This window comes from Rhizobium mesosinicum (assembly GCF_019511345.1).
In the GTDB taxonomy this organism is placed as follows: Bacteria; Pseudomonadota; Alphaproteobacteria; order Rhizobiales; family Rhizobiaceae; genus Rhizobium; species Rhizobium mesosinicum.
The window spans coordinates 592,882-618,748 of record NZ_JAEUAK010000004.1 but is presented as its reverse complement, the minus strand read 5'-3'; the positions used below and the strand labels follow the sequence as shown (position 1 = coordinate 618,748).

Here is a 25,867-nt window from a genome sequence, read left to right as displayed (position 1 = left end):
GCGTACCATAGGGAAGAAAAATGACCACAGCAATGCCATATTTGCATGGCTCGTATTCGTCTATAACCTATTGATAAATAACAAAAATTCTCGATTAACTCAAATTAGGTTAATTGCGGTAATGATTGTAAATCACAATCTCGTCCGCACGCGACATATTGAGCTGATACCGCGCCTTTTCGTCAAGCATATCCTTATCCAGCGAGCCGTCGCTGAGCAGCGCAACCTGCGCCTCCAGATGTTCGCGCTTGGCTGTCAACACAGCCAATTCCTTCTCGCGCGCGATACGCTGGCGCTCGAACGCTTCCGTCGCACGCAGACCATAGTCACCATGAATACAATGATAGCCGAAATAGGAGAGGAAAGCGACCGCCATGGCCGGAATGACGAAGCGGCCAGTCTTTCTCTTCTTATGATGCTTTGTCCACATACACGCATGCTCTAACGCATTACCAATCATTTCAATCTAACGCGCAGAGATTAACCGTTCGTTGACTCAAAGCCTTTCCCGGCCAGACTCAACAAAAAACCCGCGCCGGAGCGCGGGTCCCAAATGGCTGATTTATAGCGCGTATTAGCCGCGGATGATGGAACGGCCCGCATACTGAGCCTGCGGGCCGAGGCCTTCTTCGATACGGATCAGCTGATTGTACTTCGCAAGGCGATCCGAGCGCGACAGCGAGCCGGTCTTGATCTGGCCGCAGTTGGTGGCAACCGCGAGGTCGGCGATCGTGGAGTCTTCCGTTTCGCCCGAACGGTGCGACATGACGGCAGTGTAGGCCGCCTTGTGCGCGGTGTTGACGGCGTCGAGGGTTTCTGTCAGCGAGCCGATCTGATTGACCTTGACGAGGATCGAATTGGCGACGCCCATGCGGATACCGTCGCGCAGGCGAGCCGAGTTGGTGACGAACAGGTCATCGCCCACGAGCTGGCACTTCTTGCCGACAAGATCGGTCAGCGTCTTCCAACCTTCCCAATCGTCTTCCGCCATGCCGTCCTCGACGGAAATGATCGGGTACTTGCCGACGAGTTCGGCGAGGTATTCGGCCATTGCGCCCGGTTCGAGCGTACGGCCCTCGCCTTCCATCACATACTTGCCGTCCTTGAAGAACTCCGTCGAGGCGCAATCGAGGCCGAGATAGATGTCCTCACCCGGCTTGTAGCCGGCCTTCTCGACCGACTTCATGATGAAGTCGAGGGCTTCCGGAGCGCTCTTCAGGCCCGGTGCAAAACCGCCTTCGTCTCCGACGTTGGTGTTGTGTCCCTGGGCAGCGAGTTCCTTACGCAGCGTATGGAACACTTCCGAGCCCATGCGGACGGCGTCACGGATCGAATCTGCGCCAACCGGCAGGATCATGAATTCCTGGAAATCGATCGGGTTATCGGCGTGGGCGCCGCCGTTGATGATGTTCATCATCGGAACCGGCAGCAGACTTGCGGAAGCGCCGCCGACGTAGCGGTAGAGCGGCAGGCCTGCAGCCTGCGCAGCGGCCTTGGCAACGGCGAGCGAAACGCCGAGGATGGCGTTGGCGCCGAGGCGCGACTTGTTCGGCGTGCCATCGAGCTCGATCATGATCTTGTCGATCTGGATCTGATTTTCGGCGTCAATGCCGCCGATCGCGTCGAAGATCTCGGTGTTGGCGGCCTCGACAGCCTTTTCGACACCCTTGCCAAGATAGCGCTTGCCGCCATCGCGCAGTTCGACGGCTTCATGCGCGCCAGTCGAAGCACCCGAGGGAACAGCCGCACGCCCCATGCTGCCGTCTTCGAGATAGACATCGACTTCGACGGTGGGGTTGCCACGGCTATCGAGAATCTCGCGGGCGATGATATCGGTAATTGCAGTCATGATTTTTTCCTGCTCGGTGGGGTGGATAAATCGTTTGAAACCGTCTTAATCGAAGATGCGCAAATTACAATGGCACTTTGCGGCACCTTAAACCTGCATGTCCGATCGTCGCTATAGCACGATCATGTCAGGCTGTTGACTGTCAGCCTTTGGCGACCGCGTCAAAGGCGAGAAGCTTTTCCAAAAGCCGTGGCATCTCCTTGAGATAGACCATGTTCGGGCCATCGGAGGGAGCGTTGTCCGGATCCTCATGGGTTTCGATGAAAATACCCGCGACGCCGGCGGCGACTGCTGCGCGCGCCAGCGTTTCGACGAATTCGCGCTGGCCGCCGGAGGAATCGCCCTGCCCGCCCGGCTGAGCGACGGAATGAGTGGCATCAAAGATCACAGGAGCGCCCATCGCCGCCATGATCGGCAGGGAGCGCATATCGGACACAAGAGTATTGTAGCCGAAGGAAACGCCGCGCTCGCAGAGCAATACATTCGGATTGCCGCTGGCATTCAGCTTGCCCAGCACGTTCTTCATGTCCCAGGGCGCGAGGAACTGGCCCTTCTTGACATTGACGGCGCGACCCGTCCTGGCGGCGGCAACCAAAAGGTCCGTCTGGCGGCAGAGGAAGGCTGGAATCTGCAGCACATCGACGGTTTCGGCGACAACAGCGCATTGTTCTGCCGTGTGAACGTCTGTCAGGACGGGAAAGCCGAACTCCTTCTTGAGGTCGGCAAAAACTTCCATCGCCTTTTCCAAGCCGATACCGCGCTTGGCGGAAATCGAGGTACGGTTCGCCTTGTCATAGGAGGTCTTGTAGACGAGGCCGATATCGAGCTTGGCGCACAGCTCCTTCAGCGTGCCACCAACCATGAAAGCATGCTCGCGGCTTTCCATCTGGCACGGGCCGGCGATGAGCGAAAGCTTCGCGGAATTGGAAAACAGAACCTTACCGGCGCCTTTGCCGATCCGGACCTCTGCATTGGTATTGGAGCTCATGATGTTTCCTCGAAGGCGAAGAGCACGCCCTGCCCGGGCGTGGGCTTCACCAGAATACGGTTGCCCTTGCGTGTATAGGTCACCCCGTTAGCAGCCAAATGCGCTTCTGTCACGGCGAGATCGCCGACGGCAAAGAGGACGGCCCGGCCGCGCAGGCCGCGATCGGTATCCGGTATCACCAGATCGTAGTAGGCCTCCAGCCCCTCAGGGGTCATCAGGCTGATTTTCGCTTTTCCGGAGGGGACGTCCAGCCCGAAACTCGTTTCCTCCGCAGAGGCAGCTTTTGCGGCGGTGCGAACGAACTCGCTGAAGGCTTTCGGCTCCTGCGCGGTGAGAACAATCTCCGCAATGCTTGTCACGCCGTTGGCATGAGTCTCCAGCGCGCTGCGGTCGGCAGGAAGCGGGTTGACGCGCTCGACAGCGAAGAGAAAGAAATCCGGCGCCCGGAGATCGCCGGCAAAGGCGAGCCTGAAGCCAGCAACGCTCTCGATACCATCAGGCATTTTCACAGGACGTTCGAACTGCAGCACAGAACCTGCACTTATGCCGTCCCTCGCGAACCGAGCATGTTCATGCCTCGCATCCGCGGTCGCCAAGGCGATGGCGGACAGTCCCTCGCCGCCGCAGCGGAAGCGGAAAGCCTGGTTGCGGGCAGTAAAAACATTCCCCTCACGCGCCGTCTTCTCGCTTTCCTCCACACTCGCAACACCCAACGGCTCGATATAGGTTTTGTCGGCGAAGAAAACGCAGGCGTTTTCCGTACCGAAGGGATGCCGGGCATCGGGCGCGACGGTAAAGCCGAGCTTACCCAGCCTTTCGCGCGCAAGGTCAATATCGATCACAGGCAAAACGAGATGATCGATCGGAAGCGTTTCTTGGCTCATCAGTTCCCTCCAGCAACTGCACGGAGATGTGCTTCAGCAAGCGCCATGAGACAAGGCCGGGAAGCTCGTGACCAAGAAAAATAAAATTCTCGACAGAATGAACAGAAGTTTTACGAAAATTTAGCTACTTGCGGAACACATATGGAACATATAGTGTCCGTTCTGGATTTGTTTCAAGATGGGGTTAGACGCCATGCTCACGCGCAAACAACAGGAACTCCTTCTTTTCATTCATGAAAGGATGAAGGAGTCAGGCGTTCCGCCGTCTTTCGACGAAATGAAGGATGCTCTGGATCTGGCCTCGAAATCCGGTATCCATCGGCTGATCACGGCGCTCGAGGAGCGCGGCTTCATTCGCCGGCTTCCGAACCGGGCTCGTGCGCTCGAAGTCATCAAATTGCCCGAAGCCTATAACCCGAGCCTGCAGCAGCGGCGCGGCTTTTCGCCGAGCGTCATCGAGGGCAGTCTTGGCAAACCCCAGCCGGTGACACCTCCCGCCTCGGCAAAGCCCGCACCTGCGGCCGATAACGGCAATGCGGTCTCCGTTCCCGTCATGGGCCGCATCGCTGCCGGTGTTCCGATCTCGGCAATCCAGAACAATACGCATGACATCACCGTTCCCGCCGATATGCTGGGCTCAGGCGAGCATTATGCGCTCGAAGTTCGCGGCGACTCGATGATCGAAGCCGGGATATTCGATGGCGACACGGTCATTATCCGCAACGGCAGCACGGCCAATCCGGGCGATATCGTCGTCGCGCTTGTCGATGACGAGGAAGCGACGCTCAAGCGCTTCCGCCGCAAGGGCGCATCGATTGCGCTTGAGGCAGCAAACCCTGCTTACGAGACCCGCATTTTTCCGCCGGACCGTGTCAAGGTCCAGGGCAAGCTCGTCGGTCTCATTCGCCGCTATCACTGACCGGTGACAGACTGGCGTCTGCGAATGTGTTGCTGCGCCAATCATAGGCGCGGTGGCGCATCCAAGGGCGCCGCAATGTGTCGAATGCGGTTGCGACCTCCGCTCCTTTATCGGTGAATCGAAGTTCAACAGAACCCGTCTTACGCAGCGTCTCGCCGGTAAAGAGCAGTGCGCCGGAACGGCAACGGTCGAAGCGCAATCGAACGGGGGTCACGACAATATCGGCGGTATCGCAGGCAGGCCCGAGGTAGGCAGCATTCTCGATGACGGTCAATTTCTTTCCATTGCCGAGCAAGGCGGTGCACCAGGCGCTCTTGAGGCAGGAGAAGCGTGAAGGGCGACTGGTGCCGGCTGCCTGTTTCATCGCCTCTCTCGCTTCATCCTGTTGTTCCGGCGAGAGCTGCAGCCTTTTGCCGTCTGACGCAGTGGGTGGCTCCTTGGCAGCTTGGATCATAACCGGCTTCTGATGCTCTTCGATGGCAAGTGCCCTCTGCCATTGTTCGAAGATGAAGGCGGGCGGCTTTTCACGGTTGGAAGCCATCGCCTCTCCATCGATTATAGCGACTAGGCCGCCATCCTCGGAAATGGCGATGTCGGGCATCGCTTGCGATGGAAGCAGCACTACAACGAGCGTTGAAACCGCCACAATTGCGGTTCCCATGTGCCGCAGCCGGGTTCTGAGCAGGGTCAGCAGCAGAAAGCCGAAGACGGCTGTCGGGAAGTACCAGCCGGGCAAGCGGCCCACATCGATATTGCCACCCCAGCCCGATACAGTCGTTGCGATTTTTATCACCAGATCAAGCCCGAAGCCTGCGACCTGCCATACCGGCCCGTCGAGGCCAAAAGGCATCAGCAGCATCGCCAGCATCCCGGCCGGCATGACGATGAAGGAAATAACCGGCATGGCAGCGAGATTTGCCGGCAGGCCATAGGCAGTCAGGCGGTGGAAATGCTCGATCGAAAACAGTGCCGTCGAGAAACCACCGATCAGCGACGTCAGGAAAACGCCCCCGAAGAATCCACCGACGACGACGAAGGGTTTCATGATCGGCAGCTTGGCAAAGGCATTCTCCCGCATCGGCCGCCCCTTCCAGAGATCGTAGCCGGCAACCAGGGCAAGCGTCGCAGCGAAAGACATCTGGAAGCTGGGTCCGAGGACTTCCGATGGCGAGACGGCGAGGATCACGAGAGCGGAAAGCGCCACGTTTCTGAGACTGATCGACGGACGGTCGAAGAAGACGGCTACCAACATGATCGCCATCATTATGAAGGCGCGTTCGGCTGAGACGGCAAAACCCGAAATCAGGTAGTAGGCCGTCACCGCAGCGAGCGCGCCGGCTGCCGCGATCTTCTTGGTCGGCCATGCCTGCGCAATGCCGGGAAACAGGCTGAGAATGACCCGGAGGCCGACAAAGAAGATGCCGGCAGAGAGCGCCATGTTGAGACCGGAGATCGCGATGATATGCGCAAGGCCGGATTGCCGCAGCGCTTCCGTCGTTTCATCCGAGATCGCCCGTCTCTCGTCGGTGACAAGTGAAGCGGCAAAGGCCCCGGTGTCGCCAGGCAGCGTGGAGCGGATCCGATCGCCGATGCCGGTTCTCAGGCGGTAGAGCCGTTCCAGAACAATCCCGACGACCGAACCCGTTTGCTCCGGCTGTTCCGCAACCTTCTTCGGCGCGCCATAGAAGAAGCCGTTCGCACCAATGCCATCGAAATAGGCGCTGAAAGCGAAATCATTGAGATGTGGGAGCGCCGGTCCGGCCGGAGGCGTCATGCGCGCCCTGCCCTCGATAACGTCGCCGAGCTCGAACGGCTGAGTGGCGCCGCGGACCAGCACGGAGACGCGTTCGGGCGGACGCTTGAGCTCGGGAGCATCCGTGCCGGTGATGTCGAGAATATAGCGCCAGCGCCCTTGGCCGTCGCCTTCTCGGCGTTCGACCCGGCCGGTCACCGTTGTCGTTACGGCTGAATCGAGGATCAGGGTCTTTGCCCGCCATGTTTCGATCTGCGCCGAGAGCATTCCGCCGGCAAAGAGAAGCAGTGCGAGGAGCGTCGCTCGCAATCTGGCGCGGGAATGGCCGCAGAGCGCAACAGCGAGAACGAGAACGAGCAGGCAGAGACCGAGAGAGACGGCCGGAAAATTCGAAGCGGCCAGAAACCAGGTCGCGGCACCCGCACCAAGGAAAACCGGCGAGATGAGGATGAGGCGACCGTGATCGGCCTCTTCGGCGGCCATCCGCATGGATGACCCAGCGTATCGTTTCGCAACGGTCGCCAATCTCGATCGAAATGGCATCGCAGCCTGCGTCCGAGCCGATTGCGTCACAATGGCGCGCGGGGCAATGCCTGCAAAATCCATCTTTTCAACAATGGATTGCGTCTGTCGTTCTCTTGTCTCTAACCCCGTCATATTCGCCTGGAGCTGCCCTTGATCCCAGCAGAATGCAACCTGAGATCAAAACGAGCAAACAATAATCGATTGAAATAAGAGGAAAATTCACAGGCGCGAAAAATCCAGTCAAATCATGGTGTTCTGATATGCATTTAGCTCATCGCTGCAGTGCCTAAAAGATGATGCCGCGATGCACAAAATGGCATCACGGTAACTTGGCATTAGCTTCGCGATCATATAGCTATCGCTTAGGACGCTTAACCCTTATGGCGCTTTTGCGGCGCCACCGCCACCCCGGAGGATCAGCATGACGGATCAAAGCGCTACAATCAAAATCGGTGACAAATCAGTCGATCTCGCCGTGCGAAAAGGCACGGTTGGACCCGACGTCATCGACATCGGTGCCCTCTACAAGAACACGGCTTCCTTCACCTACGATCCCGGGTTTACGTCGACTGCATCCTGTGAATCGAAGATCACCTATATCGACGGCGACGAAGGCGTTCTGCTGCATCGCGGCTACCCGATCGAGCAGCTGGCCGAACACGGCGACTTCCTCGAAGCCTGCTACCTGCTGCTCTACGGCGAACTGCCGACCGCAGCCCAGAAGAAGGATTTCGACTACCGCGTCACGCACCACACCATGGTGCATGAGCAGATGAGCCGCTTCTTCACCGGCTTCCGTCGCGACGCCCATCCGATGGCCGTCATGTGCGGCTGCGTCGGCGCGCTTTCGGCCTTCTATCACGACTCCACCGACATCACCGATCCGCATCAGCGCATGGTCGCCAGCCTGCGCATGATCGCCAAGATGCCGACGCTCGCCGCGATGGCCTATAAGTACCATATCGGCCAGCCCTTCGTTTACCCGAAGAACGATCTGGATTACGCGTCCAACTTCCTGCGCATGTGCTTTGCCGTTCCCTGCGAGGAATATGTCGTCAATCCCGTGCTCGCACGCGCCATGGACCGTATCTTCATCCTGCATGCCGATCACGAGCAGAACGCCTCGACCTCGACGGTCCGTCTCGCCGGCTCTTCGGGCGCGAATCCGTTCGCCTGCATTGCCGCCGGCATCGCCTGCCTCTGGGGTCCGGCTCACGGCGGCGCCAACGAAGCGGCCCTCAACATGCTGACGGAAATCGGCACTGTCGATCGCATTCCGGAATATATCGCTCGCGCCAAGGACAAGAACGATCCGTTCCGCCTGATGGGCTTCGGTCATCGCGTCTACAAGAACTATGATCCGCGTGCCAAGATCATGCAGAAGACCACGCATGAAGTTCTGGGCGAACTCGGCATCAAGGACGACCCGCTTCTCGAAGTCGCCATGGAGCTGGAGCGCATCGCACTGACTGACTCATACTTCATCGAGAAGAAGCTCTACCCGAACATCGACTTCTACTCCGGCATCACGCTGAAGGCCCTGGGCTTCCCCACGACCATGTTCACCGTGCTCTTCGCTCTGGCCCGTACCGTCGGCTGGATCGCGCAGTGGAACGAAATGATCGAAGATCCTGAACAGCGGATCGGCCGTCCGCGCCAGCTCTATATCGGTGAACCGAAGCGCGATTACGTGCCGGTCTCCAAGCGCTAAGCGCTAATTTTCAAGACAAAGGAAAACCCGGTCAGAAATGGCCGGGTTTTTTGTTGGCGAGAACATTGAGCAGGATCTGCGCCGCGTATTCGCCGGGCGGCTTCTCGGTCTGCATGCGCTGCCAAATGAGATCATAGCCTTCCTTCATCGCCTTGAGCTGGTAAGTCTCGACAGAGAGCCTTTCCATCCAGCGCGCGAGGCTTGCGCCGCGGACGATGTCATTCAGATATTCCGGTACGACTGGGTAGTCGGCGATCAGGTTGGGCAGCGCGCCAGTCCAGGTCTTGATGCCCGAGGTCAACATGCGCATGATCCAATCGACCTTGTAGGCAGAGACGACAGGAACATTGGCAAGCGCCAGTTCCAGGATCACGGTTCCTGACGCCGCCATTGCAGCATCGGCTTCGGCGAAAGCTCTCCACTTCGCCTCAGCGCCGACGACTATCTCCGGTTTGACCGTCCATCCGGCCGTCATTTCCCGCACGAGCGCCTCCTTATGCGACACGGTCGGCAGGATGAAGCGCTTTGCGCTGTTGCGCGCGACGAGTTCACTCGTTGCGGCCCCGAAATAGGGCAGGAGTTTTTTGATTTCGGACGAGCGGGAACCGGGAAGAAGCAGGATGGGGCCGTTGCCCGGTTGTCTGCCGACGCGAAGGCGGCGCGTTTCGAGCAGCGCAGGATCTGCGACCAGCCGATGACCGACATAGGTGGTCTGCGGCCCGTTGAGGCGCTGCATCGCCTCCGGTTCGAACGGGAGCACAGCCAGCACATGATCGACGTAGGCGAGCATGCGCTGAGCGCGATACTCCTTCCAGGCCCAGACGCTCGGACAGACATAGTCAACGACAGGCAGGTCAGGCAAGGCCTTGCGCACGCGCTTGGCGACACGATGGGTGAAATCCGGGCTGTCGATGATGAGCAGGATATCGGGCTTTGCCGCGATGATCGCCGCCGTCGTCTGCCGTATAAGGGACCAGAGCTTCGGCAGTTTCCCCAGCACCTGCGTGATGCCCATGATGGAAAGCTCGGAAAAATCGAAGAGCGATTTCAGCCCCTCGGCCTGCAACCCCTCACCACCGACGCCAACAAGTTCGACTGGTCCGGAATGGATCTTCCTAAGCTCGGCAATGAGATCAGCGCCCAAAAGATCGCCGGAGACTTCGCCGGCTATGACGGCAATCTTCAGCGGACCTTCCCTCATTGAAGCCCCCATCCCGGCAAGCCCTTGTCGATACCACAGACAAAAAGACCGTTCTCATCCGCGGCCTTGATCAGCGCGTCGCGATCAAGCACAAGCGACCGGCCGGCTTCGATGGCGACGCCGGCAAGACCAGCGGCCTTAGCGTTGAGAATCGTGGAAACGCCGATCGCCGGCAAATCGGCGCGGATATCCTGCTGCGGCTTGCAAAGCTTGACCAGCACGCCGCGGCGGCGCAGCGAAATACGGCCCGCGGCTCTCAGAACCGCGACACGCTCGAGCATACCATCCGTGCCTTCCACGCCTTCCACGGCGACGACACGTCCACCAATCGAGACGGCGCCCTGGCCAATATCCAGGCCACCCAACACCTCAGCCGCCTCGCCTGCGCGCTCGATATCGCGGTAGTCCTCTTTGTTGGGCGAAACAGCGCCGAGGGGACCCGCGGTGGTCAGTAGATCGGGCGCAATCTCATGAGCGCCGACGACGCGGAGCCCCCTACCCTCTATCAGCTTGATGACCATCTGCAGAACGGTATCATCACCGCCGGACAGAAGAGTACGGATGGCGGCAGGAACCCCGGTCAGGATACGCAGCGTTGGCCGAACTTCGCGCCATTCCGGCCGCCGACGGACACTGCCCGACATGACAACGCGGCCGATGCCGTATTTCTTGAAAAGCCGATCGAGCGAAGCGAAATCGCCAATGCCGATCATTGCATGATCGAAGCCATCCCAGCGGCGGTCGCTTTCATCCTTCAAGATAACGATGACAGGGTCTTCGCCGGCCAAACGCGCAGCCTCGGCAACATAGGACGGCAGAAGGCCGCCGCCGGCTATAATCGCCAGCCGGCCTTCAGCGGTTTCGGCAGCGGAAGCCACAAATCAGCCCTTCTGCCCCCGGCTTGGCGAAGACAATGCGCGGTCACTTTCGGCTGCGATGAAATCGAGGATCTCGATCACCTGTTCGCAATCGCTATATTCGTCGCGAATCTTGGCGGCATTCTCGCGAATCGAACCAGCACCTTCGAAGATCGCCTTATAAGCGCGGCGAACCGTATGGATGACCGCGCGATCAACGCCGGCGCGGGTCATGCCGACGACGTTAAGACCGCTCAGGACACCAGGATTGCCGTTCAGCATGCCGTAGGGGATGACATCGTAGCTGACGGCGGAAAGACCGCCGACAAAGGCGTATTTGCCAACGCGGGTGAACTGGTGCACGGCTGCGCCGCCACTGATGATCGCATGATCGCCTATGGAAACATGGCCAGCCAGCATGACGTTGTTCGACATAATGACATTGTTGCCCACGCGGCAATCATGGGCGACATGCGAATAGGCGAGGAAAAGGCTGTTGTCACCGATAACCGTCGAACCGCCATGTTCGACGGTTCCGGTGTTCATCGTGACGCCTTCTCGGATCGTGCAATTGCGCCCGATGATCAGCGTCGTGTTCACAGCACTGTGACGAGCGCTCTGAGAATCGCCGCCAATGACGGCAGAAGGAAATATGCGCGTACCGGCGCCGACAGTCGTGCGACCTAGCACAACGACGTGGCTGATCAGTTCGACATTATCGTGGAGCGTGACATTGGAGCCGACATGACAGAACGGGCCGACCACCACGCCTTCACCAACCACGGCACCGTCCTCGACCACGGCCATAGGGTGGATTCTGGCGCTTGCGGCGATCATGCTCATGCGTTGTCCTTGCGTACGATCATCGCGCCGATATCGGCCTCGGCGACGAGCGCGCCATCGACCTTTGCGTCGCAATGGAATTTCCAGATATTGCCGCGCTGCTTGATTTTCTGCACGTGATATTCAACGCGGTCGCCCGGGACGACGGGCTTGCGGAAGCGGGCATTGTCGATCGTCATGAAGTAGACGAGGTTACCGGTCTGGCCTTCCTTCTTGGCGCAGATAGCGCCTGCAGTCTGCGCCATGCCTTCGACAAGCAGCACACCTGGCATGATCGGCGCTTCAGGGAAGTGGCCGGTAAAATGCGGTTCATTGACGGTTACATTCTTGATGCCGACAGCGGCGTTATCGCCATCGATATCGATGATCTTGTCGACCATCAGAAAGGGATAACGATGCGGCAGGAGCTTCATGATCTCCAGGATATCAGCCGAAGAAAGCGTGCTGGCTGCTTCCTCAGTCATTCTTGTCTCCCTTTTTTCCGCGCGCTCCGGATTTTGCCATGAGCTGGGCCACATCTTTCAGATATTCATTTAGAGGACGTGCAGGTATTCCGCCATAGCGACCGCCCGCAGCAAGATCGGTCATAACCCCGCTTTTTGCGGCGATCTGTACGCCATCACCTATGGTGATATGTCCCTTGAGGCCGACCTGTCCACCTATCTGCACGCCATCGCCGACGATTGTGCTGCCGGCAAGACCGACCTGCGAAACGATGGCGCAATGGCGCCCGATGCGGACGTTGTGGCCGACCTGAACCTGGTTGTCGATCTTGGTTCCCTCGCCGATGACGGTATCGTCCATGGCGCCGCGATCAATCGTCGTATTGGCTCCGATCTCGACATTATCCTGAATAATTACCCGGCCGATCTGCACGATCTTGATCATGCCACGTGGGCCCGGTGCATAACCGAATCCATCCTGACCGATACGGACGCCATTGTGGATGATGACGCCATTGCCGATCAGCGCGCAAAGAATGCTCACCCCCGTCGCGATCGAACCGTTGCGGCCGATCTTGACGTTGGGACCGATGATCGACTGGGCGCCGATGCGCGTGCCTTCTCCGATCTCTGCGCCGGGGCCGATGATTGCCATCGGCTCGACGATCACGCCCTTCTCGAGGCGCGCGGTCGGATCGACGATAGCGCTCGGCGCGATCTCGCTCTCGCCGGACGAAAACGTCACCGGCTTCAGAGCAGCGGGATAGAGATACCCTCCCGCCATCGCAAAGGCGGCATGCGGATTGGAAGAGATCACCACGGGAATATGCGGCGGCACCAGCGCTGCAAGCGCCTTGTCGCAGATCACGGCCGAAGCCTCGCAGCTCAGCAGTTCATCGCGATTGCGGCGAGAGAGGATATAACAGATATCCCCCTCCCGCGCCCTGGCAATCGGAGAGACCGAGCGGATGATGACATCGGCATGTGCGGAATTGCCAAGCTCTGCCCCAAGAAATTGCGCCAGCTCTACAAGCTTCACGCCTTCATGGGGCAGAAAAAAACTATTTTGCTCCATCGGCAAAACTCCAGAACGGAATTGAAATTTACAGTTCCGGACTGCCGATATCAGAATTGGTTGTTAATGCCAAACTTGAAGCGCTGGGTCTTGTCGAAGTCTTCCTTCAGGACCGGGATCGCATAATCGACGCGAAGCGCGCCGAAGGGCGACTGCCAGATCAGACCGAGACCGACCGAAGCACGCAGGGAGGAACCGTCACCTTCTTCAGTGTCTGCCCCAAGAAGCTCGACATCGTTGCCGAACAGCGTGCCGGCATCCGCAAAGACTGCGCCGCGCAGGTTGAAGTCACGCGGGAAGCCCGGCATCGGGAACGTCGCTTCGGCGGAAGCGGTGAAGTAAGTCGTACCACCAAGCGGATCGTCCGGGCTGGTGATGCGTGGACCGATACCCTTGTTCTCGAAACCGCGGATATCGGAATTGGTCAGCGTGAACTGGTCGAAGACGTTCAGGTGATCGCCGAAGCCGACAACATAACCCGCCGATGCCGAGAGAGAGCCGATGATGTCGGCGTCGTCAGCGAGCAGATGGTAGTAACGGGCCTTACCATAGATCTTGTAGTACTGAGAATCGCCGCCGAGGCCGGCAATTTCCTGCGTCGCAGTGGCGTAGATACCTTCACGCGGCAGTACAGTGTCATCCAGCGTGTTGTAGGTGAGCGTCTGCGAGACGGAAGAGCGCGTCCACGGGCTTTCGTCAACCAGGTTCGCATAGGTCGCAGACAGATCGGCCGTATTGCCGTCGTACTTCATCTGCTTGTAGTTGTAGCGGAACGTCGTCGCCAGATCTTCCGTGATCGGCGCCGTTACGCGCAAGACCACGCTGGTTTCTTCGTAGTCGTAGTTGTCGTTGCTCGATGTCTCGCTGTGATTGACGTCGAAACCGGCGGCAAGACGATAGCCGAGGAAGTAGGGTTCGGTGAAGTTAAGACCGTAAGCGCGCGAGCCTTCCTGGCCGCCACCGGCCGAAATACGGATATACTGGCCACGGCCAAGGAAGTTCTTTTCTTCGATCGAAGCCTCAAGCAGCAGGCCATCGCCGCCAGCCGCATAACCGGCGCCGATACCGAACGAGCCGGTCGACTGGTCCTGCACGTCAACAACGATGACCACGCGATCGGGCGAACTGCCCGGCTGGGTCGAAATGTTGACCGCGGAGAAATAGCCGAGCGCTTCAAGACGACGCTTTGCGCGAGTGATCATCTGCTGATTGAAGGCATCGCCTTCGCTGAGATCGAACTCGCGGCGGATAACGTAATCGCGCGTGCGGCTGTTGCCGCGGATTTCGATACGCTCGACATAGGCACGTTCGCCCTGGTCGACGAGGTATTCGACGCCGATCGTATTGTTGTTCAGATCGCGGTTGCCGCGCGGCGTAACCCGCGCGAAGGGATAACCAGCCGAAGCAACCTGATCCGAAATCGCCTCGATGGACTTCTGGACTTCCTTGGCGCTGTAGACCTGGCCTTCGTGGGTCCTGACGAGAGACTGGAGCTGTTGCGCGTCGACACCTTCAACGGTCGACTGGACGCTGACCGGGCCGAAATCATAACGCGGACCCTCTTCGATGTTGAAGGTCAGCGTGTACTTGTTGGTTGCTTCATCGAAAGCGGCATCGGAAGAAACGATGCGCATATCGGCGTAACCGCGGTTGTAATAGAACTGGCGCAGCGCGTCTTCATCAGCGTGCAGCTTGTCTTCGTTGTAGACGTCCTTGCGGGTCAGGAACGAAAGAAAGTTCGAACGCTTTGTCTGAATGACCGCGGCGAGACGGCCGGCGCTGTAGGCTTGATTGCCGACGAAATTGATAGCGGCGATCTTGGTACGGTCGCCTTCATTGATGACGAAAGCGAGGTTGACACGGCCCTCACCGAGCGGCACGACCTGCGTCGTCACTTCGACTTCGCTACGGCCAGTCGCGGCATAGGCTTCCTTGATCGCCGCGATGTCGGCCTGGATCTGCGCATCGCTATAAGGACCTGCGGCATGCGTCTTGACGACAGCTGCCAGCTTGTCATCCTTGACTTTGCGGTTGCCGTTGAAGACCACCTGGTTGACGAGCTGAGCTTCCTGAACGTTGACGACGAGCGTGCTGCCCGAAACCGAAATCTTGACATCGGAGAAGTAACCGGTGCCGTAAAGCTGCTTTACGGAGTCGTCGATGTCGGTGTTGGAGAAGCTCTTGCCGGGGGCAATGGTGAGGTTCGACCGGACGGCCTCAGCACCGACGCGGCTTGCACCGCGCACGTCGATCCGCTGAATGACGGCAGCTTCCGCAGCCGTAGCCGAAACGAAAGTCAAAGCACCTGCGCCAGAAGCAACAACACCAGCAGACAGCGCAATCGCCGATACTGCGTTCAAAAATCTTGAACCAGCCTTCATTTCACCCATTACCTTTTTTCCCTCGTCTCCGGCCCCGGGAAAGCCCCGATTCCGGCCACGTGTGTCGTTTTACCCGCTTTTGACATACAAGCAAGGGAGCTCGTTAATTTCTGTTTACTTCATTTCGAAGCGTGACCCATTCGCCACTACAGCTTTGAAACATCGTAAATAAACAGTAATTTTCCCTCATTCATACGCGCTAGCCGATGAGCGCGCTGATGTCATTCCAGGTAGCAAAAACCATTAATGTAAGCACCATGGCCAGACCAATGCGAAACGCAATTTCCTGAGCCGAAGAACCCAGCGGCCTTCCCCTAACCGCTTCCACCGCATAGAACATCAGGTGGCCGCCATCAAGTACCGGAACCGGCATCAAATTCAGCAATCCAATCGAAACTGACAAAACCGCAGCGAGCTGCAGCAACGCACCCATTCCAAGCGTAGCCATCTGGCCCGAAGCTTGCGCCACGCGGATCGGACCGCCCAATTGATCGGGTTTCATCGATCCATCGAGCAGGTTGCCGATATATTTGAAGGTGCCGGTGACGATATGCCAGGTCTGGACCACACCCTCACGCAGCGCTTCCAACGGCGTGAAAGTCTGAAGACGGAAGTGGCCGACCTCTTCGTTCGTGACGATCCCGATCAGCCCAACCTCGATCTTGTTGCCGAATTGGTCCGTGATGTCGGTGCGCTGAGGCACCATCGGCAGGTCCATCTTTTCGCCGTTACGCTCGACGGTCACGACGATGTTCTGGTTCGGACGGATGCTGACATAGCGGCGCACGTCGTCGAAGGTCTGGACCTTGGTGCCGTCGATCGAAAAGAGCAGATCGCCCGGCAGTACACCGGCCGCTGCAGCGGCACTGTCCGGTTTCACCTCCGCAACGACGGGATCGGACACCGTGCGGCCATAGATCGCGAAAAGAACTGTGAAGATGGCAATAGCCAGGATGAAATTGGCGATCGGGCCGGCTGCGACGGTAGCGGCACGCTTCCACAGCTTTGCGCCAGCGAAGGAACGTTCGCGCTCTTCGTCCGTCATCGCGGCGAGCCTGTCAGCATCCGGCTTGCTGGACGCATCCTCATCGCCGAAAAATCGCACATAGCCGCCGAGCGGGATCGCCGATATCCTCCAGCGCGTTCCGTGGCGATCGGTAAAGCCAGCAATCTCCGGGCCGAAGCCGATGGAGAAGGCAAGGATGCGGATACCGCTCCAGCGCCCGACCAGATAATGGCCCATCTCATGCACGAAGACGAGCAACGACAGCACGATGACGAAGGGAACGATATAGCCCGTCAAAAAACCGAATATGCCGGTCACCGCTTCCATGAGTTCCTTCTTCTATCTGGCCGCAACGATCAAAGGCCGAGCAATGCCGCACCGAGCGACGTCATCCCGCCGCCCTTTATCAGCGAAAAAAGGCCAGCAAGCAAGAACGCTGAAAAACAGGCGAAAATCAGTCCATCGACTCGGTCCATGACCCCGCCATGTCCCGGAATGAGACGGCTGGAGTCCTTCACCCCGAATTTTCGCTTGATGAAGCTTTCGAAAAGATCGCCCGACTGGCTGAAAACGGACAGGACGAGCGCGATCACCGCGGCGCGGTCCTGGGCTTCCGGAATGAGAAAGTGGACAATGACGGCGCCGGCAATCACGGCCGAAATGGCACCGCCGACAGCTCCCGACCAAGTTTTGCCGGGCGATATGCGCGGAGCAAGCTTTGGACCGCCAATCGTACGCCCCACGAAATAGGCGAGGATATCGGTCGCCCAGACCACGGCGAAGATGAAGAGCATCGCATAGAGGCCGAATGTTTCATCGCCGCGGATTGCGGCAAGCGCCAACCCGGTACCGCCGGCATATAAAAGCCCCGGCGCAAACCAGCGGCTGGCACGGTGCAGAAAGATCATGGCGATGCCGAGAGCGGTCAAGACGATCAGCATTCCGAGCGCGTAGTCGAACGCGCCTGCCAGAACGAGCAGGGCAACCAGAACCTCCCCCACCCAGCCGAGCACATTCGTGACCGGGTCGCGGGCGATACCCGTGATCACCGACCATTCATAATAGATGAGAAGCGCGATAGCGGCCGCCAAAATGCGGAAGATAAAGCCGCCATACCAGGTGGCGGCAAGAACGATGATCGCGAGAATCAGGCCTGAAACGATGCGGAGCTTCAGTTCCTGCTTCATCAGGTGTTCACTGCTGCGGCCTGCGCGGAAAGACCGCCGAAGCGGCGATCGCGCAAGGCAAATTTTTCAAGTGCCGAAAGAAAAAGCTCACGGCTGAAATCCGGCCAGAATTCAGGCAGGAAGACGAATTCCGAATAGGCAGCCTGCCATAGCAGGAAGTTGGACAGCCGCTCCTCGCCGCTGGTACGGATGATGAGATCAGGGTCGGGGATGCCGGCGGTATCGAGCCGGGCCTCGATCAACGCGGGCGTGATGTCGTGCGCTCTGAGGCGCCCCTCCTCCACGTCCTTGGCAAGACTCATCATAGCGCGGGCAATCTCATCGCGAGAGCCGTAGTTGAAGGCAATGACGAGTGTCAGTGCCGTATTGGCCCTCGTCGTCTCCTCGGCTTCCAGCAGAAGTTTGAGGATATCACTGCGCAGGTTGACGCGGTCGCCGATCACCCTGATGCGCACATTCTGCCGGTGAAGCTCGGCCAGATCGCTGCGGATGAAAGCCTTCAGCAGGCCAAGGAGATCACTGACCTCAGCCTCCGGACGACGCCAATTCTCCGAGGAAAAGGCGAAGAGCGTTAGGTATTTGATGCCAAGATCGCCGGCAGTACGCACGGTCTGGCGAACGGTCTCGACCGCCCTGCGGTGTCCCATCGTCCGCGGCAGGCCGCGCTGCTTTGCCCAACGACCGTTGCCATCCATAATGATCGCAACATGTTCTGGCGCAGTCAAAAATGAGGTTTCCAACATTTTCCGTCCGGTCTTTCTTGGCGAGGACGCAAGTATACTAGACTTGCATGATTTCCTTTTCTTTCTCGCCAAGCAAGCGGTCGATTTCCAAAATCGTCTCATCCGTCATTTTCTGAACGCGTTCCGACTGTGCCCGGCTTTCGTCTTGGCCGATTACGCCATCCTTTTCGGCTTTCTTAAGGCCGTCCATGCCGTCGCGGCGAACATGGCGAATCGCAACCTTGCTCTTTTCGGCATAGTCGTGGGCGACCTTGACGAGAGATTTGCGGCGCTCTTCGTTGAGTTCCGGCAGCGGGATGCGGAGGTTCTGGCCGTCGACGATCGGATTGAGGCCGAGATTCGATTCGCGAATTGAACGATCTACGGCACCGACCATGCTCTTGTCCCAGACGGATACCGTCAGCATGCGCGGCTCCGGCACAGTGATGTTGGCGACCTGGTTCAGCGGCATGCGCGAACCATAGGCTTCGACCGTCACCGGATCGAGAATGTTGGCCGAAGCGCGGCCAGTACGCAGCGATGCAATGTCGCTCTTGAACGCGGAAATAGCACCGTCCATGCGCCGCTTAAGTTCCTTGATGTCGATACCTTCACTCATGTCTATACTCCCGTCTCAGAAGATTTGCGCCGGCAACGGCGCAGCTCCCTATCAGTTGTCGGATACGATGGTCTTGAGACCACCACCCGTCAAGATTTCAGCGAAACGCCCCTTCTCGTGAATCGAGAAAACAACGATCGGAATGGAATTCTCGCGCGCGAGTGCAACAGCGGCCACATCCATAACCGCAAGGCCCCGATCGAGAACCTCCTTGTGCGTCAGATGGTCGAAACGCGTCGCTTCCGGATCCTTCTTCGGATCGGCAGTATAGATACCGTCGACCTGCGTGCCCTTGAAGATTGCCTCGGCGCCCATTTCGGCGGCGCGCAGTGCTGCAGCAGAATCAGTGGTGAAGAAAGGATTGCCCGTGCCGCCGGCGAAGATCACCACCCTGCCGAGCGACAGGTGATACAGCGTGGCGCGCTGCGAGAAGCTTTCGCAGATTTCCGGCATGGAGATCGCCGACAGAACCACGGTGTCGATGTTCAGCTTGCGCAGCGAGGTCGCGAGCGCCAGCGCGTTGATGACCGTGCCGAGCATACCCATATGGTCGCCGGTCACGCGGTCGCCGCCCTTGGATGCCACGGCCACGCCGCGGAAGATGTTACCGCCGCCAATGACGACGCCGACTTCGACACCCATCTGCCGCGCATCGGCAATGTCGGACGCGATGCGGTCTGCTACCGCAACGTCGATGCCGAAGCCCTGGGCACCCATCATGGCTTCCCCGGAAGCCTTGAGTAGAACACGTTTGTAGATTGGTTCCGACGTCATGTTGGCTCCTCGTATATTGCCGCAATTGCCCGATACACGAAGGGCACCGCGTTGTCACGCGATGCCCTTCGGTTTTCCAAAATATGGCTGAAAGATCAGCCCTTGGCGACAGCAGCAACTTCGGCTGCGAAGTCTGTCTCTTCCTTCTCGACGCCTTCGCCAAGGAGCAGACGGGCCATGCCGACGACTTCGATCGCAGCGCCGGCTTCCTTTTCGGCTGCCTTGACCGCAGCGCCGACCGTCAGGTCCGGATTGATGACGAAAGACTGCGAGAGAAGGGCAACTTCTTCGAAGAATTTGCGCATGCGGCCTTCGACCATCTTTTCGATGATGGCTTCCGGCTTGCCGGATTCGCGGGACTGCTCGATGAAGACGTTGCGTTCGCGTTCGGCGACTGCGGCATCGACTTCTTCGGCACGGATGGCCAGCGGATTGGTCGCAGCAATGTGCATGGCAACCTGGCGGCCAATCGAAGACAGAACGGCCTTGTCGCCAACCGACTTCAGCGCGACGAGAACGCCGAGCTTGCCGATGCCGTCGCCGGCAGCGTTGTGGATGTAGGTCGCGACGACGCCGTGCTCGACTTCCAGCTTGGCTGCACGACGAAGCGTCATGTTCTCGCCGATGGTTGCGATCGCTTCCTTGATGGTGTCGGCGACCGGCTTGCCGGATGCTGGATAGGTCGCAGCCGAAATGGCTTCGACGGTGCCGTCGGTGGAGAGCGCAACTTCGGCGATGCCGCGTGCGAGATCCTGGAAGGCATCGTTACGGGCAACGAAGTCAGTTTCGGAATTGAGCTCGATGACGACAGCCTTGTGACCGGCGCCGGCGATGGCGACCAGGCCTTCAGCGGCGGCGCGGCCGGACTTCTTGTCGGCCTTGGAGATGCCCTTGGCGCGCAGCCAGTCGATCGCGGCTTCGATATCGCCATTGGTCTCGGTCAGCGCCTTCTTGCAGTCCATCATTCCTGCGCCGGACTTTTCGCGCAGTTCCTTCACCAGTGCAGCCGTAATCTCGGTCATAAGCTTCCTCTTGTCGGTTTATACGGTGGCCCGCAGCACGCGGCGCGGCACCGGATTGAGGCACGAAATGTACCTGTATGTATGACAGCGTTATGAAGACGCGTCATAACAAAGTTCGTGGGGCGAACGCAGTGAGCGCTTCCGCCTGAAAAGGGCAAGGCCGCCGAACTTCTGAGAGTCGCGAGCGGCCTTTCCCAATCTTTGCAAGCTTTGGCGGAGTATTGCTCCGCCCGCTTTATCAGGCTTCGGCTGCCTCATCGAGCGCCGGCTCAACCGGGACTTCGGTCGAAGCGCCGAGGTCGCGGCCCGATGCGCTCTGCTGACGGGCGATACCGTCGATAGCAGCGCGGGCGATCAGGTCGCAGTAGAGAGCGATGGCGCGCGAGGCGTCGTCGTTGCCCGGGATCGGATAGTCGATCAGGTCCGGATCGCAGTTCGAGTCGATGATGGCAACGACCGGGATGCCGAGGCGCTTGGCCTCGTCGATCGCGATCTTTTCCTTGTTGGTATCGATGATGAACATCAGGTCCGGCGTGCCGCCCATGTCCTTGATACCGCCGAGCGCCTTATCGAGCTTTTCGCGCTCGCGCTCGAGGTTCAGGCGCTCCTTCTTGGAGTAGCCGGACTGTTCGGAAGACAGAATTTCGTCGAGCTTGCGCAGGCGCTGGATCGAGTTGGAGATCGTCTTCCAGTTCGTCATCATGCCGCCGAGCCAACGCGAGTTGACGTAGTACTGGGCAGAACGCTTGGCAGAGTCTGCGATCAGCTCGGAAGCCTGACGCTTCGTGCCGACGAAGAGAACGCGGCCGCCACGAGCAACGGTGTCGGACACGACCTGCAGGGCGCGCGACAGCATCGGAACGGTCTGAGCCAGGTCGATGATGTGGATGTTGTTACGATCGCCGAAAATATACGGCTTCATCTTCGGGTTCCAGCGGTGAGTCTGGTGACCGAAGTGGACGCCTGCTTCGAGCAGCTGGCGCATAGAAAAATCAGGCAATGCCATGCCTTGTTACTCCTTTTCCGGTTGAACCTCCGCAAGGCGAACAGCATCCTCTTCGAAGACGCCACCGGGCGGAAAAGCCGGATTTCTCCCGGACGATCCCATGCCTTACGTGTGGAATGCGCGTGGCCTTACATTCGATTTGCCGCAAAAGCAAGGCTCGTGCCCAAAAAACTGCCGAGAACGGACGAATGAGCGCGCCGCCGATACATACGCATCGCCAGCTCAGCTTGCCAGCATGTTCAGCAGCGAGAGCATGACGCCAGCATCCGGGATCGGCAACACGGCATCGATCTCCGCCGGCAGCAGACCACCAACCGAACTTTTGGTATCGCCGGTCGCGGTGCCGAGCGGCCGGCGAAAACCGTGTTTGGACCAGGCAAGCTCCTGCGACTTTGCGCTCGTCAGCACTTCGATCAGACGTTCGGCCGTTTCATCCGCCAGAATCAACGGATGGGCCGAATAGACAGTCGGGCGGGGATAGAGGACGACGGGCTTGGCGCCTGCCCCGACTGAATCGGCCCCATCGTTCGGCATCGGCAAGCGCCCGTTCGACGAGTAGATTCTCGTAACCACTCATCCGGGACGACAGTTTAGCTGTACTAGAAATACTGTTTTATGACCGGTGTTTAAGCTTGTCGCAAAAGCCGCCTTACTGGCAGGTCGGCGCACCCTTCTTGTCGAGCAGCTCGAGCTTGGCGAGCTTGCCGGTCAGGACAAAATCGCCGTAATCCATCGTCAGATCCCGCGTGATGCCGTTCTCATAGAGCTTAAACGACATGCGGTAGACCGGCAGTGTGTCCGATCTGGCATTCTCGTTGAAATAAGAGATCGTCACCGGCCAGAAAGACGACTTTGCGAACTGGCCCGCGTTGCCGGCATCGGCCTCGTCCATGACCGGTGTTTCCTGCTTGCCGACAATGGTCGTGGTGACCAGGGATTTGTCGCCGTCGTCGGAGCCGTCAAAAACACGGGCCTCGAAGAAGCGCTTGCCGTTCTTTGCATTTTGGATCACGTCGAGCATGTGCTCGGTCGGGAATCGGCTTTCGGCGAGCTGCAGCTGGCGGCTTGCCGGCTGGGTGAGGTCGACCTTCACACCTTCCGGCTTGTCCTCAGCCGCACCGTTGACTTCCTTATCGAGCTGGTCGTCGGTGAAGGACTTGGTGTCGAACGTGAACTTGCCGTCTTTCAGGCTTTCGAAGGTCTTCGTCTGCTGGTCGCTGACGCGCACGTTGTCGCCGGTATCGATCTGGGTGACGAAGCGGAAATTCGTGGTGAATCCTTCGCAGTAATTGCCGTCGAATTCATAGACCATGCGGCCATACATGGAGGAGATGCCGGAGCGTTCGGAAGCGTCCTTCAGTTCCAGATCGTAAACGGCGCGGTGTGCGACGAGCCCGGTTGCGATCGCAGCGCTCGCCGCCGGCGCAGCCGCCGAAGCACTGGCGGAGACGCTTACGAGGACAAGAGCGGCAAGTGACGATCGGAACATTCATTAACTCCTGTTGGACTCGTCCGCGATGTTATAAGAACCGTTTCGGCCAAATCGAGGCTCGAAACTGTCACATTAAAGATTCTAGTCTTGATGCATAATTTTTGAAGCAATGACAACAAAAGCGGAGACGAAAATGTCCGATCAAATCGCAACGCGTCTGTCGGAAATGGGAATAACCCTGCCCGAAGCTGCCGCACCTGCCGCCAATTATGTCCCCTATGTCATCAGCGGCAATCTACTCACTATCTCCGGCCAGCTGCCGCTCGAAGGCGGCAAGGTCGCCGTGACAGGCCATCTCGGCAAGACTGTCGATGTTGCCGCCGGCCAGCGCGCCGCAGAGCTTTGCGCCATCAACATTCTCTCGCAAGCAAAGGCGGCGCTTGGCGATCTCAGCCGCATCCGCCGCGTCATCAAGCTCAACGGCTTCGTTGCCTCCGCACCTGATTTTGTCGAGCAGCACCTCGTCATCAATGGCGCCTCGAACCTGATCGCAGGCGTGCTCGGCGAAGCCGGCAAACATGCCCGCGCTGCCGTCGGCATGGCAGCCCTGCCGCTCAATGCTGCAGTCGAAATCGATGCTATCATGGAAATTGCAGAATGACGAATGCTGCCTGGATCAAAGAGCTGCCGGTTGCGCACCGCGGCTACCATGACCTCAACAATGCTATCTGGGAAAACACGCTCTCGGCATTTTCGCGTGCCGCCGAAGCGGGCTTCGCCATTGAATGCGACCTGCACTATGCCTCCGATGGCGTGCCGGTCATCTTCCACGATGAAGACCTGGAACGTCTCTGCAAATTGAAGGGCGACGTGCGTGAACGGACCTCTAAGGAGCTCGGGCTGATCGCCGTCGGCGGCACCGAAGATAAAGTGCCGACGCTGAAGCAGCTTCTTGACCTCGTGCAGGGCAAGGTGCCGCTGGTGCTGGAACTCAAGGGCCGTGAGGCCGACGACGAAGGCTTTGCCGAAACCGTTCTCGAAGTGCTCGAAGGCTATGACGGCAAGGTCGCGCTGATGAGCTTCGACCATTGGCTGCTGAAAGACCTGAAAGAGCTTGATGCCCCCTACCCGATCGGGCTGACGGCCAACGGCAACACGGCGGAAGAATATGCAAAGCATGAAAAGGCGATGGAAATCGGTCTCGATTTCATCTCCTATTATTATGCCGACCTGCCGAACTCTTTCATCTCCCGCCAGCGCGATAAGGGCATTCCTGTCATAACCTGGACAGTCCGTGACGAAGATGCCCGCAAGCGCACCTTCGAGAACGCCGACCAAATGACTTTCGAGGGCTTCGATCCGCGCGCGGCGGTTTGACGCTCGCTTTTTCGACAAGATCGTGCGCAGACTGGGGGCGAGCCCGCTCCCTCCTCCCAACGGCTTCGCATTTGCTTCATGACAGACGAATCGTCAGACGAACTTTCCATTCGCATCGAGCGCTCATTCACCGCGATTTCCCCCGAGCGCTGGTCAAGGCTTTCGGGAGCGTCGAAGGCGTGCGACACCATCGCCTACAATCCCTTCGTCTCGCATGCCTTCCTCTCGTCGCTGGAAGAATCCGGCTCGGCCACCGCGCAGACCGGCTGGCTCGGCCATCACATGCTTCTGGAGACGGCCAAGGGTGAACTGGTCGGCGCCCTGCCCGGTTATCTGAAGAACCACAGCCAGGGCGAATACGTGTTCGATCATGGCTGGGCCGATGCCTTCGAACGGGCTGGCGGCAGCTATTATCCGAAGCTGCAGTGCTCCATCCCTTTCACGCCCGCGACCGGCCCGCGCCTGCTCGTGGCCGAAGGATTTGCAAGACTGCCAATTCAGAATGCCATGGCCGAAAGCCTCAAAGAGATCGTCCGCCGCCTCGATATTTCCTCGGCCCATATTACCTTCGTGCCTAAGGACGAGATGTCAGTCTTCGAGACCGACGGCTATCTTCATCGCACGGACAAGCAGTTCCATTTCATCAATGAAGGCTATGCCAACCACGATGAATTCCTGGAAACGCTCGCCTCCCGCAAGCGCAAGGCACTGCGCAAGGAACGCCGGACGGCGGTCGAGAACGGCATTACCATCGACTGGCTGACCGGAAGGGACCTGACCGAAAAAATCTGGGACCAGTTCTTCGCCTTCTACATGGATACCGGCGGCCGCAAATGGGGCCGGCCCTATCTGACGCGCAAATTCTATTCGCTGATCGGCGAACGCATGGCCGACGACATTCTGCTGGTCATGGCAAAACGTGACGGCCGTTATATAGCAGGTGCCATCAACTTCATCGGCGGTGATACGCTCTACGGAAGGCACTGGGGCTGCATTGAGGAGCACCCCTTCCTGCATTTCGAGGTCTGCTACCATCAGGCCATCGATTTCGCGCTGGAAAAGGGCCTCAAGAAGGTCGAGGCCGGAGCGCAGGGCGAACACAAGCTTGCGCGTGGTTACCTGCCGGTGACAACGCATTCGGCGCACTATATCGCCCATGCGGGATTGCGGCGCGCCGTTGCCGACTATCTCGAGCGCGAGCGGGAGGATGTCGAATATATGAATGAGATGCTTGCCGAACATACTCCCTTCCGCAAGGGCGAACGGCTGCAGGAGGATTGACGCACTTGGCTC

Annotated in this window: 24 protein-coding genes and 1 pseudogene; 5 read left to right on the top strand and 20 right to left on the bottom strand. The window is 58.8% G+C overall.

All coding sequences use genetic code 11. From position 1 onward, the window contains the following. Positions 1-109: 109 nt before the first annotated feature. The 4 genes from JNB85_RS14025 to JNB85_RS14010 all read right to left on the bottom strand — a co-directional run bounded on the left by JNB85_RS14025 (position 110) and on the right by JNB85_RS14010 (position 3,721). On the bottom strand, positions 110-430 hold the full coding sequence (locus JNB85_RS14025) for an FtsB family cell division protein (protein WP_220334879.1): 321 nt from the start codon (positions 428-430) through the stop codon (positions 110-112). A gap of 144 nt (positions 431-574) precedes the next feature. Further along, entirely contained in the window at positions 575-1,849 is a 1,275-nt protein-coding gene (eno, locus tag JNB85_RS14020) for a phosphopyruvate hydratase (protein ID WP_220334878.1), read from the bottom strand. A 142-nt stretch (positions 1,850-1,991) separates the two neighbouring features. Continuing rightward, the gene (gene kdsA / locus JNB85_RS14015; RefSeq protein WP_220334877.1) at positions 1,992-2,837 is read right to left on the bottom strand and encodes a 3-deoxy-8-phosphooctulonate synthase; all 846 of its coding nucleotides are present in this window, start codon (positions 2,835-2,837) and stop codon (positions 1,992-1,994) included. Further along, positions 2,834-3,721 carry a VOC family protein gene (locus JNB85_RS14010; protein WP_220334876.1) on the bottom strand — a complete coding sequence of 296 codons (888 nt, stop codon included), beginning with the start codon at positions 3,719-3,721 and terminating at the stop codon, positions 2,834-2,836. Before JNB85_RS14010 ends, kdsA begins: the two co-directional genes overlap by 4 nt. A 193-nt stretch (positions 3,722-3,914) precedes the next feature. Here JNB85_RS14010 and lexA point away from each other — a divergent pair, with 193 nt between their 5' ends. Further along, entirely contained in the window at positions 3,915-4,640 is a 726-nt protein-coding gene (lexA, locus tag JNB85_RS14005; protein WP_220334875.1) for a transcriptional repressor LexA, read from the top strand. Here the strand turns inward: lexA and JNB85_RS14000 are convergent. After that, a complete protein-coding gene (locus JNB85_RS14000) occupies positions 4,621-6,999 on the bottom strand; it encodes a ComEC/Rec2 family competence protein (protein WP_223216496.1) in 2,379 nt (792 codons plus the stop codon). The genes lexA and JNB85_RS14000 overlap by 20 nt on opposite strands. Before the next feature lie 340 nt (positions 7,000-7,339). Between JNB85_RS14000 and gltA the strand changes: the two genes are divergently transcribed. Next, a complete protein-coding gene (gltA, locus tag JNB85_RS13995; protein ID WP_007822430.1) occupies positions 7,340-8,629 on the top strand; it encodes a citrate synthase in 1,290 nt (429 codons plus the stop codon). A 31-nt stretch (positions 8,630-8,660) separates the two neighbouring features. Here the strand turns inward: gltA and lpxB are convergent, their stop codons facing one another. From lpxB to JNB85_RS13920, 15 genes and pseudogenes are all read right to left on the bottom strand, one after another. Beyond that, a complete protein-coding gene (lpxB, locus tag JNB85_RS13990) occupies positions 8,661-9,830 on the bottom strand; it encodes a lipid-A-disaccharide synthase (RefSeq protein WP_220334873.1) in 1,170 nt (389 codons plus the stop codon). Beyond that, the gene (locus JNB85_RS13985; RefSeq protein WP_220334872.1) at positions 9,827-10,708 is read right to left on the bottom strand and encodes an LpxI family protein; all 882 of its coding nucleotides are present in this window, start codon (positions 10,706-10,708) and stop codon (positions 9,827-9,829) included. Before JNB85_RS13985 ends, lpxB begins: the two co-directional genes overlap by 4 nt. Before the next feature lie 3 nt (positions 10,709-10,711). After that, on the bottom strand, positions 10,712-11,530 hold the full coding sequence (lpxA, locus tag JNB85_RS13980) for an acyl-ACP--UDP-N-acetylglucosamine O-acyltransferase (RefSeq protein ID WP_220334871.1): 819 nt from the start codon (positions 11,528-11,530) through the stop codon (positions 10,712-10,714). Further along, positions 11,527-11,994 carry a 3-hydroxyacyl-ACP dehydratase FabZ gene (fabZ, locus tag JNB85_RS13975; protein WP_220334870.1) on the bottom strand — a complete coding sequence of 156 codons (468 nt, stop codon included), beginning with the start codon at positions 11,992-11,994 and terminating at the stop codon, positions 11,527-11,529. Before fabZ ends, lpxA begins: the two co-directional genes overlap by 4 nt. Then, the gene (gene lpxD / locus JNB85_RS13970; RefSeq protein WP_220334869.1) at positions 11,987-13,048 is read right to left on the bottom strand and encodes a UDP-3-O-(3-hydroxymyristoyl)glucosamine N-acyltransferase; all 1,062 of its coding nucleotides are present in this window, start codon (positions 13,046-13,048) and stop codon (positions 11,987-11,989) included. Before lpxD ends, fabZ begins: the two co-directional genes overlap by 8 nt. Before the next feature lie 50 nt (positions 13,049-13,098). Continuing rightward, entirely contained in the window at positions 13,099-15,429 is a 2,331-nt protein-coding gene (bamA, locus tag JNB85_RS13965; protein ID WP_220334973.1) for an outer membrane protein assembly factor BamA, read from the bottom strand. A 199-nt stretch (positions 15,430-15,628) separates the two neighbouring features. Then, positions 15,629-16,762, bottom strand: a complete 1,134-nt coding sequence (rseP, locus tag JNB85_RS13960; RefSeq protein ID WP_220334868.1) for an RIP metalloprotease RseP — start codon at positions 16,760-16,762, stop codon at positions 15,629-15,631. A 29-nt stretch (positions 16,763-16,791) separates the two neighbouring features. Beyond that, positions 16,792-17,622 carry a phosphatidate cytidylyltransferase gene (locus JNB85_RS13955; RefSeq protein ID WP_220334867.1) on the bottom strand — a complete coding sequence of 277 codons (831 nt, stop codon included), beginning with the start codon at positions 17,620-17,622 and terminating at the stop codon, positions 16,792-16,794. Continuing rightward, a complete protein-coding gene (locus tag JNB85_RS13950) occupies positions 17,622-18,365 on the bottom strand; it encodes an isoprenyl transferase (protein WP_220334866.1) in 744 nt (247 codons plus the stop codon). The genes JNB85_RS13955 and JNB85_RS13950 overlap by 1 nt, the downstream gene beginning before the upstream one ends. A 37-nt stretch (positions 18,366-18,402) precedes the next feature. Then, entirely contained in the window at positions 18,403-18,963 is a 561-nt protein-coding gene (gene frr, locus JNB85_RS13945; protein WP_113322813.1) for a ribosome recycling factor, read from the bottom strand. Between the two features lie 51 nt (positions 18,964-19,014). Then, positions 19,015-19,737, bottom strand: a complete 723-nt coding sequence (pyrH, locus tag JNB85_RS13940; protein ID WP_183747484.1) for a UMP kinase — start codon at positions 19,735-19,737, stop codon at positions 19,015-19,017. A 95-nt stretch (positions 19,738-19,832) separates the two neighbouring features. Beyond that, positions 19,833-20,759, bottom strand: coding sequence for a translation elongation factor Ts (tsf, locus tag JNB85_RS13935; RefSeq protein WP_220334865.1), 927 nt, complete (start codon positions 20,757-20,759; stop codon positions 19,833-19,835). 238 nt (positions 20,760-20,997) lie between these two features. Beyond that, the gene (rpsB, locus tag JNB85_RS13930; protein ID WP_220334864.1) at positions 20,998-21,765 is read right to left on the bottom strand and encodes a 30S ribosomal protein S2; all 768 of its coding nucleotides are present in this window, start codon (positions 21,763-21,765) and stop codon (positions 20,998-21,000) included. Positions 21,766-21,987: 222 nt separating this feature from the next. After that, positions 21,988-22,336, bottom strand: a pseudogene (locus JNB85_RS13925) (hypothetical protein); the annotation flags it as partial. A 78-nt stretch (positions 22,337-22,414) separates the two neighbouring features. Beyond that, entirely contained in the window at positions 22,415-23,254 is an 840-nt protein-coding gene (locus JNB85_RS13920; protein ID WP_220334863.1) for a cell envelope integrity EipB family protein, read from the bottom strand. A 136-nt stretch (positions 23,255-23,390) separates the two neighbouring features. Between JNB85_RS13920 and JNB85_RS13915 the strand changes: the two genes are divergently transcribed. The 3 genes from JNB85_RS13915 (at position 23,391) to JNB85_RS13905 (ending at position 25,855) form a co-directional block, all read left to right on the top strand. Further along, on the top strand, positions 23,391-23,858 hold the full coding sequence (locus JNB85_RS13915; RefSeq protein WP_220334862.1) for a RidA family protein: 468 nt from the start codon (positions 23,391-23,393) through the stop codon (positions 23,856-23,858). After that, on the top strand, positions 23,855-24,574 hold the full coding sequence (locus JNB85_RS13910; protein WP_220334861.1) for a glycerophosphodiester phosphodiesterase: 720 nt from the start codon (positions 23,855-23,857) through the stop codon (positions 24,572-24,574). Before JNB85_RS13915 ends, JNB85_RS13910 begins: the two co-directional genes overlap by 4 nt. A 78-nt stretch (positions 24,575-24,652) precedes the next feature. Then, positions 24,653-25,855: a GNAT family N-acetyltransferase gene (locus JNB85_RS13905; protein WP_220334860.1), complete on the top strand. Its 1,203-nt coding sequence runs from the start codon at positions 24,653-24,655 to the stop codon at positions 25,853-25,855. The last annotated feature ends 12 nt before the right edge of the window (positions 25,856-25,867 follow it).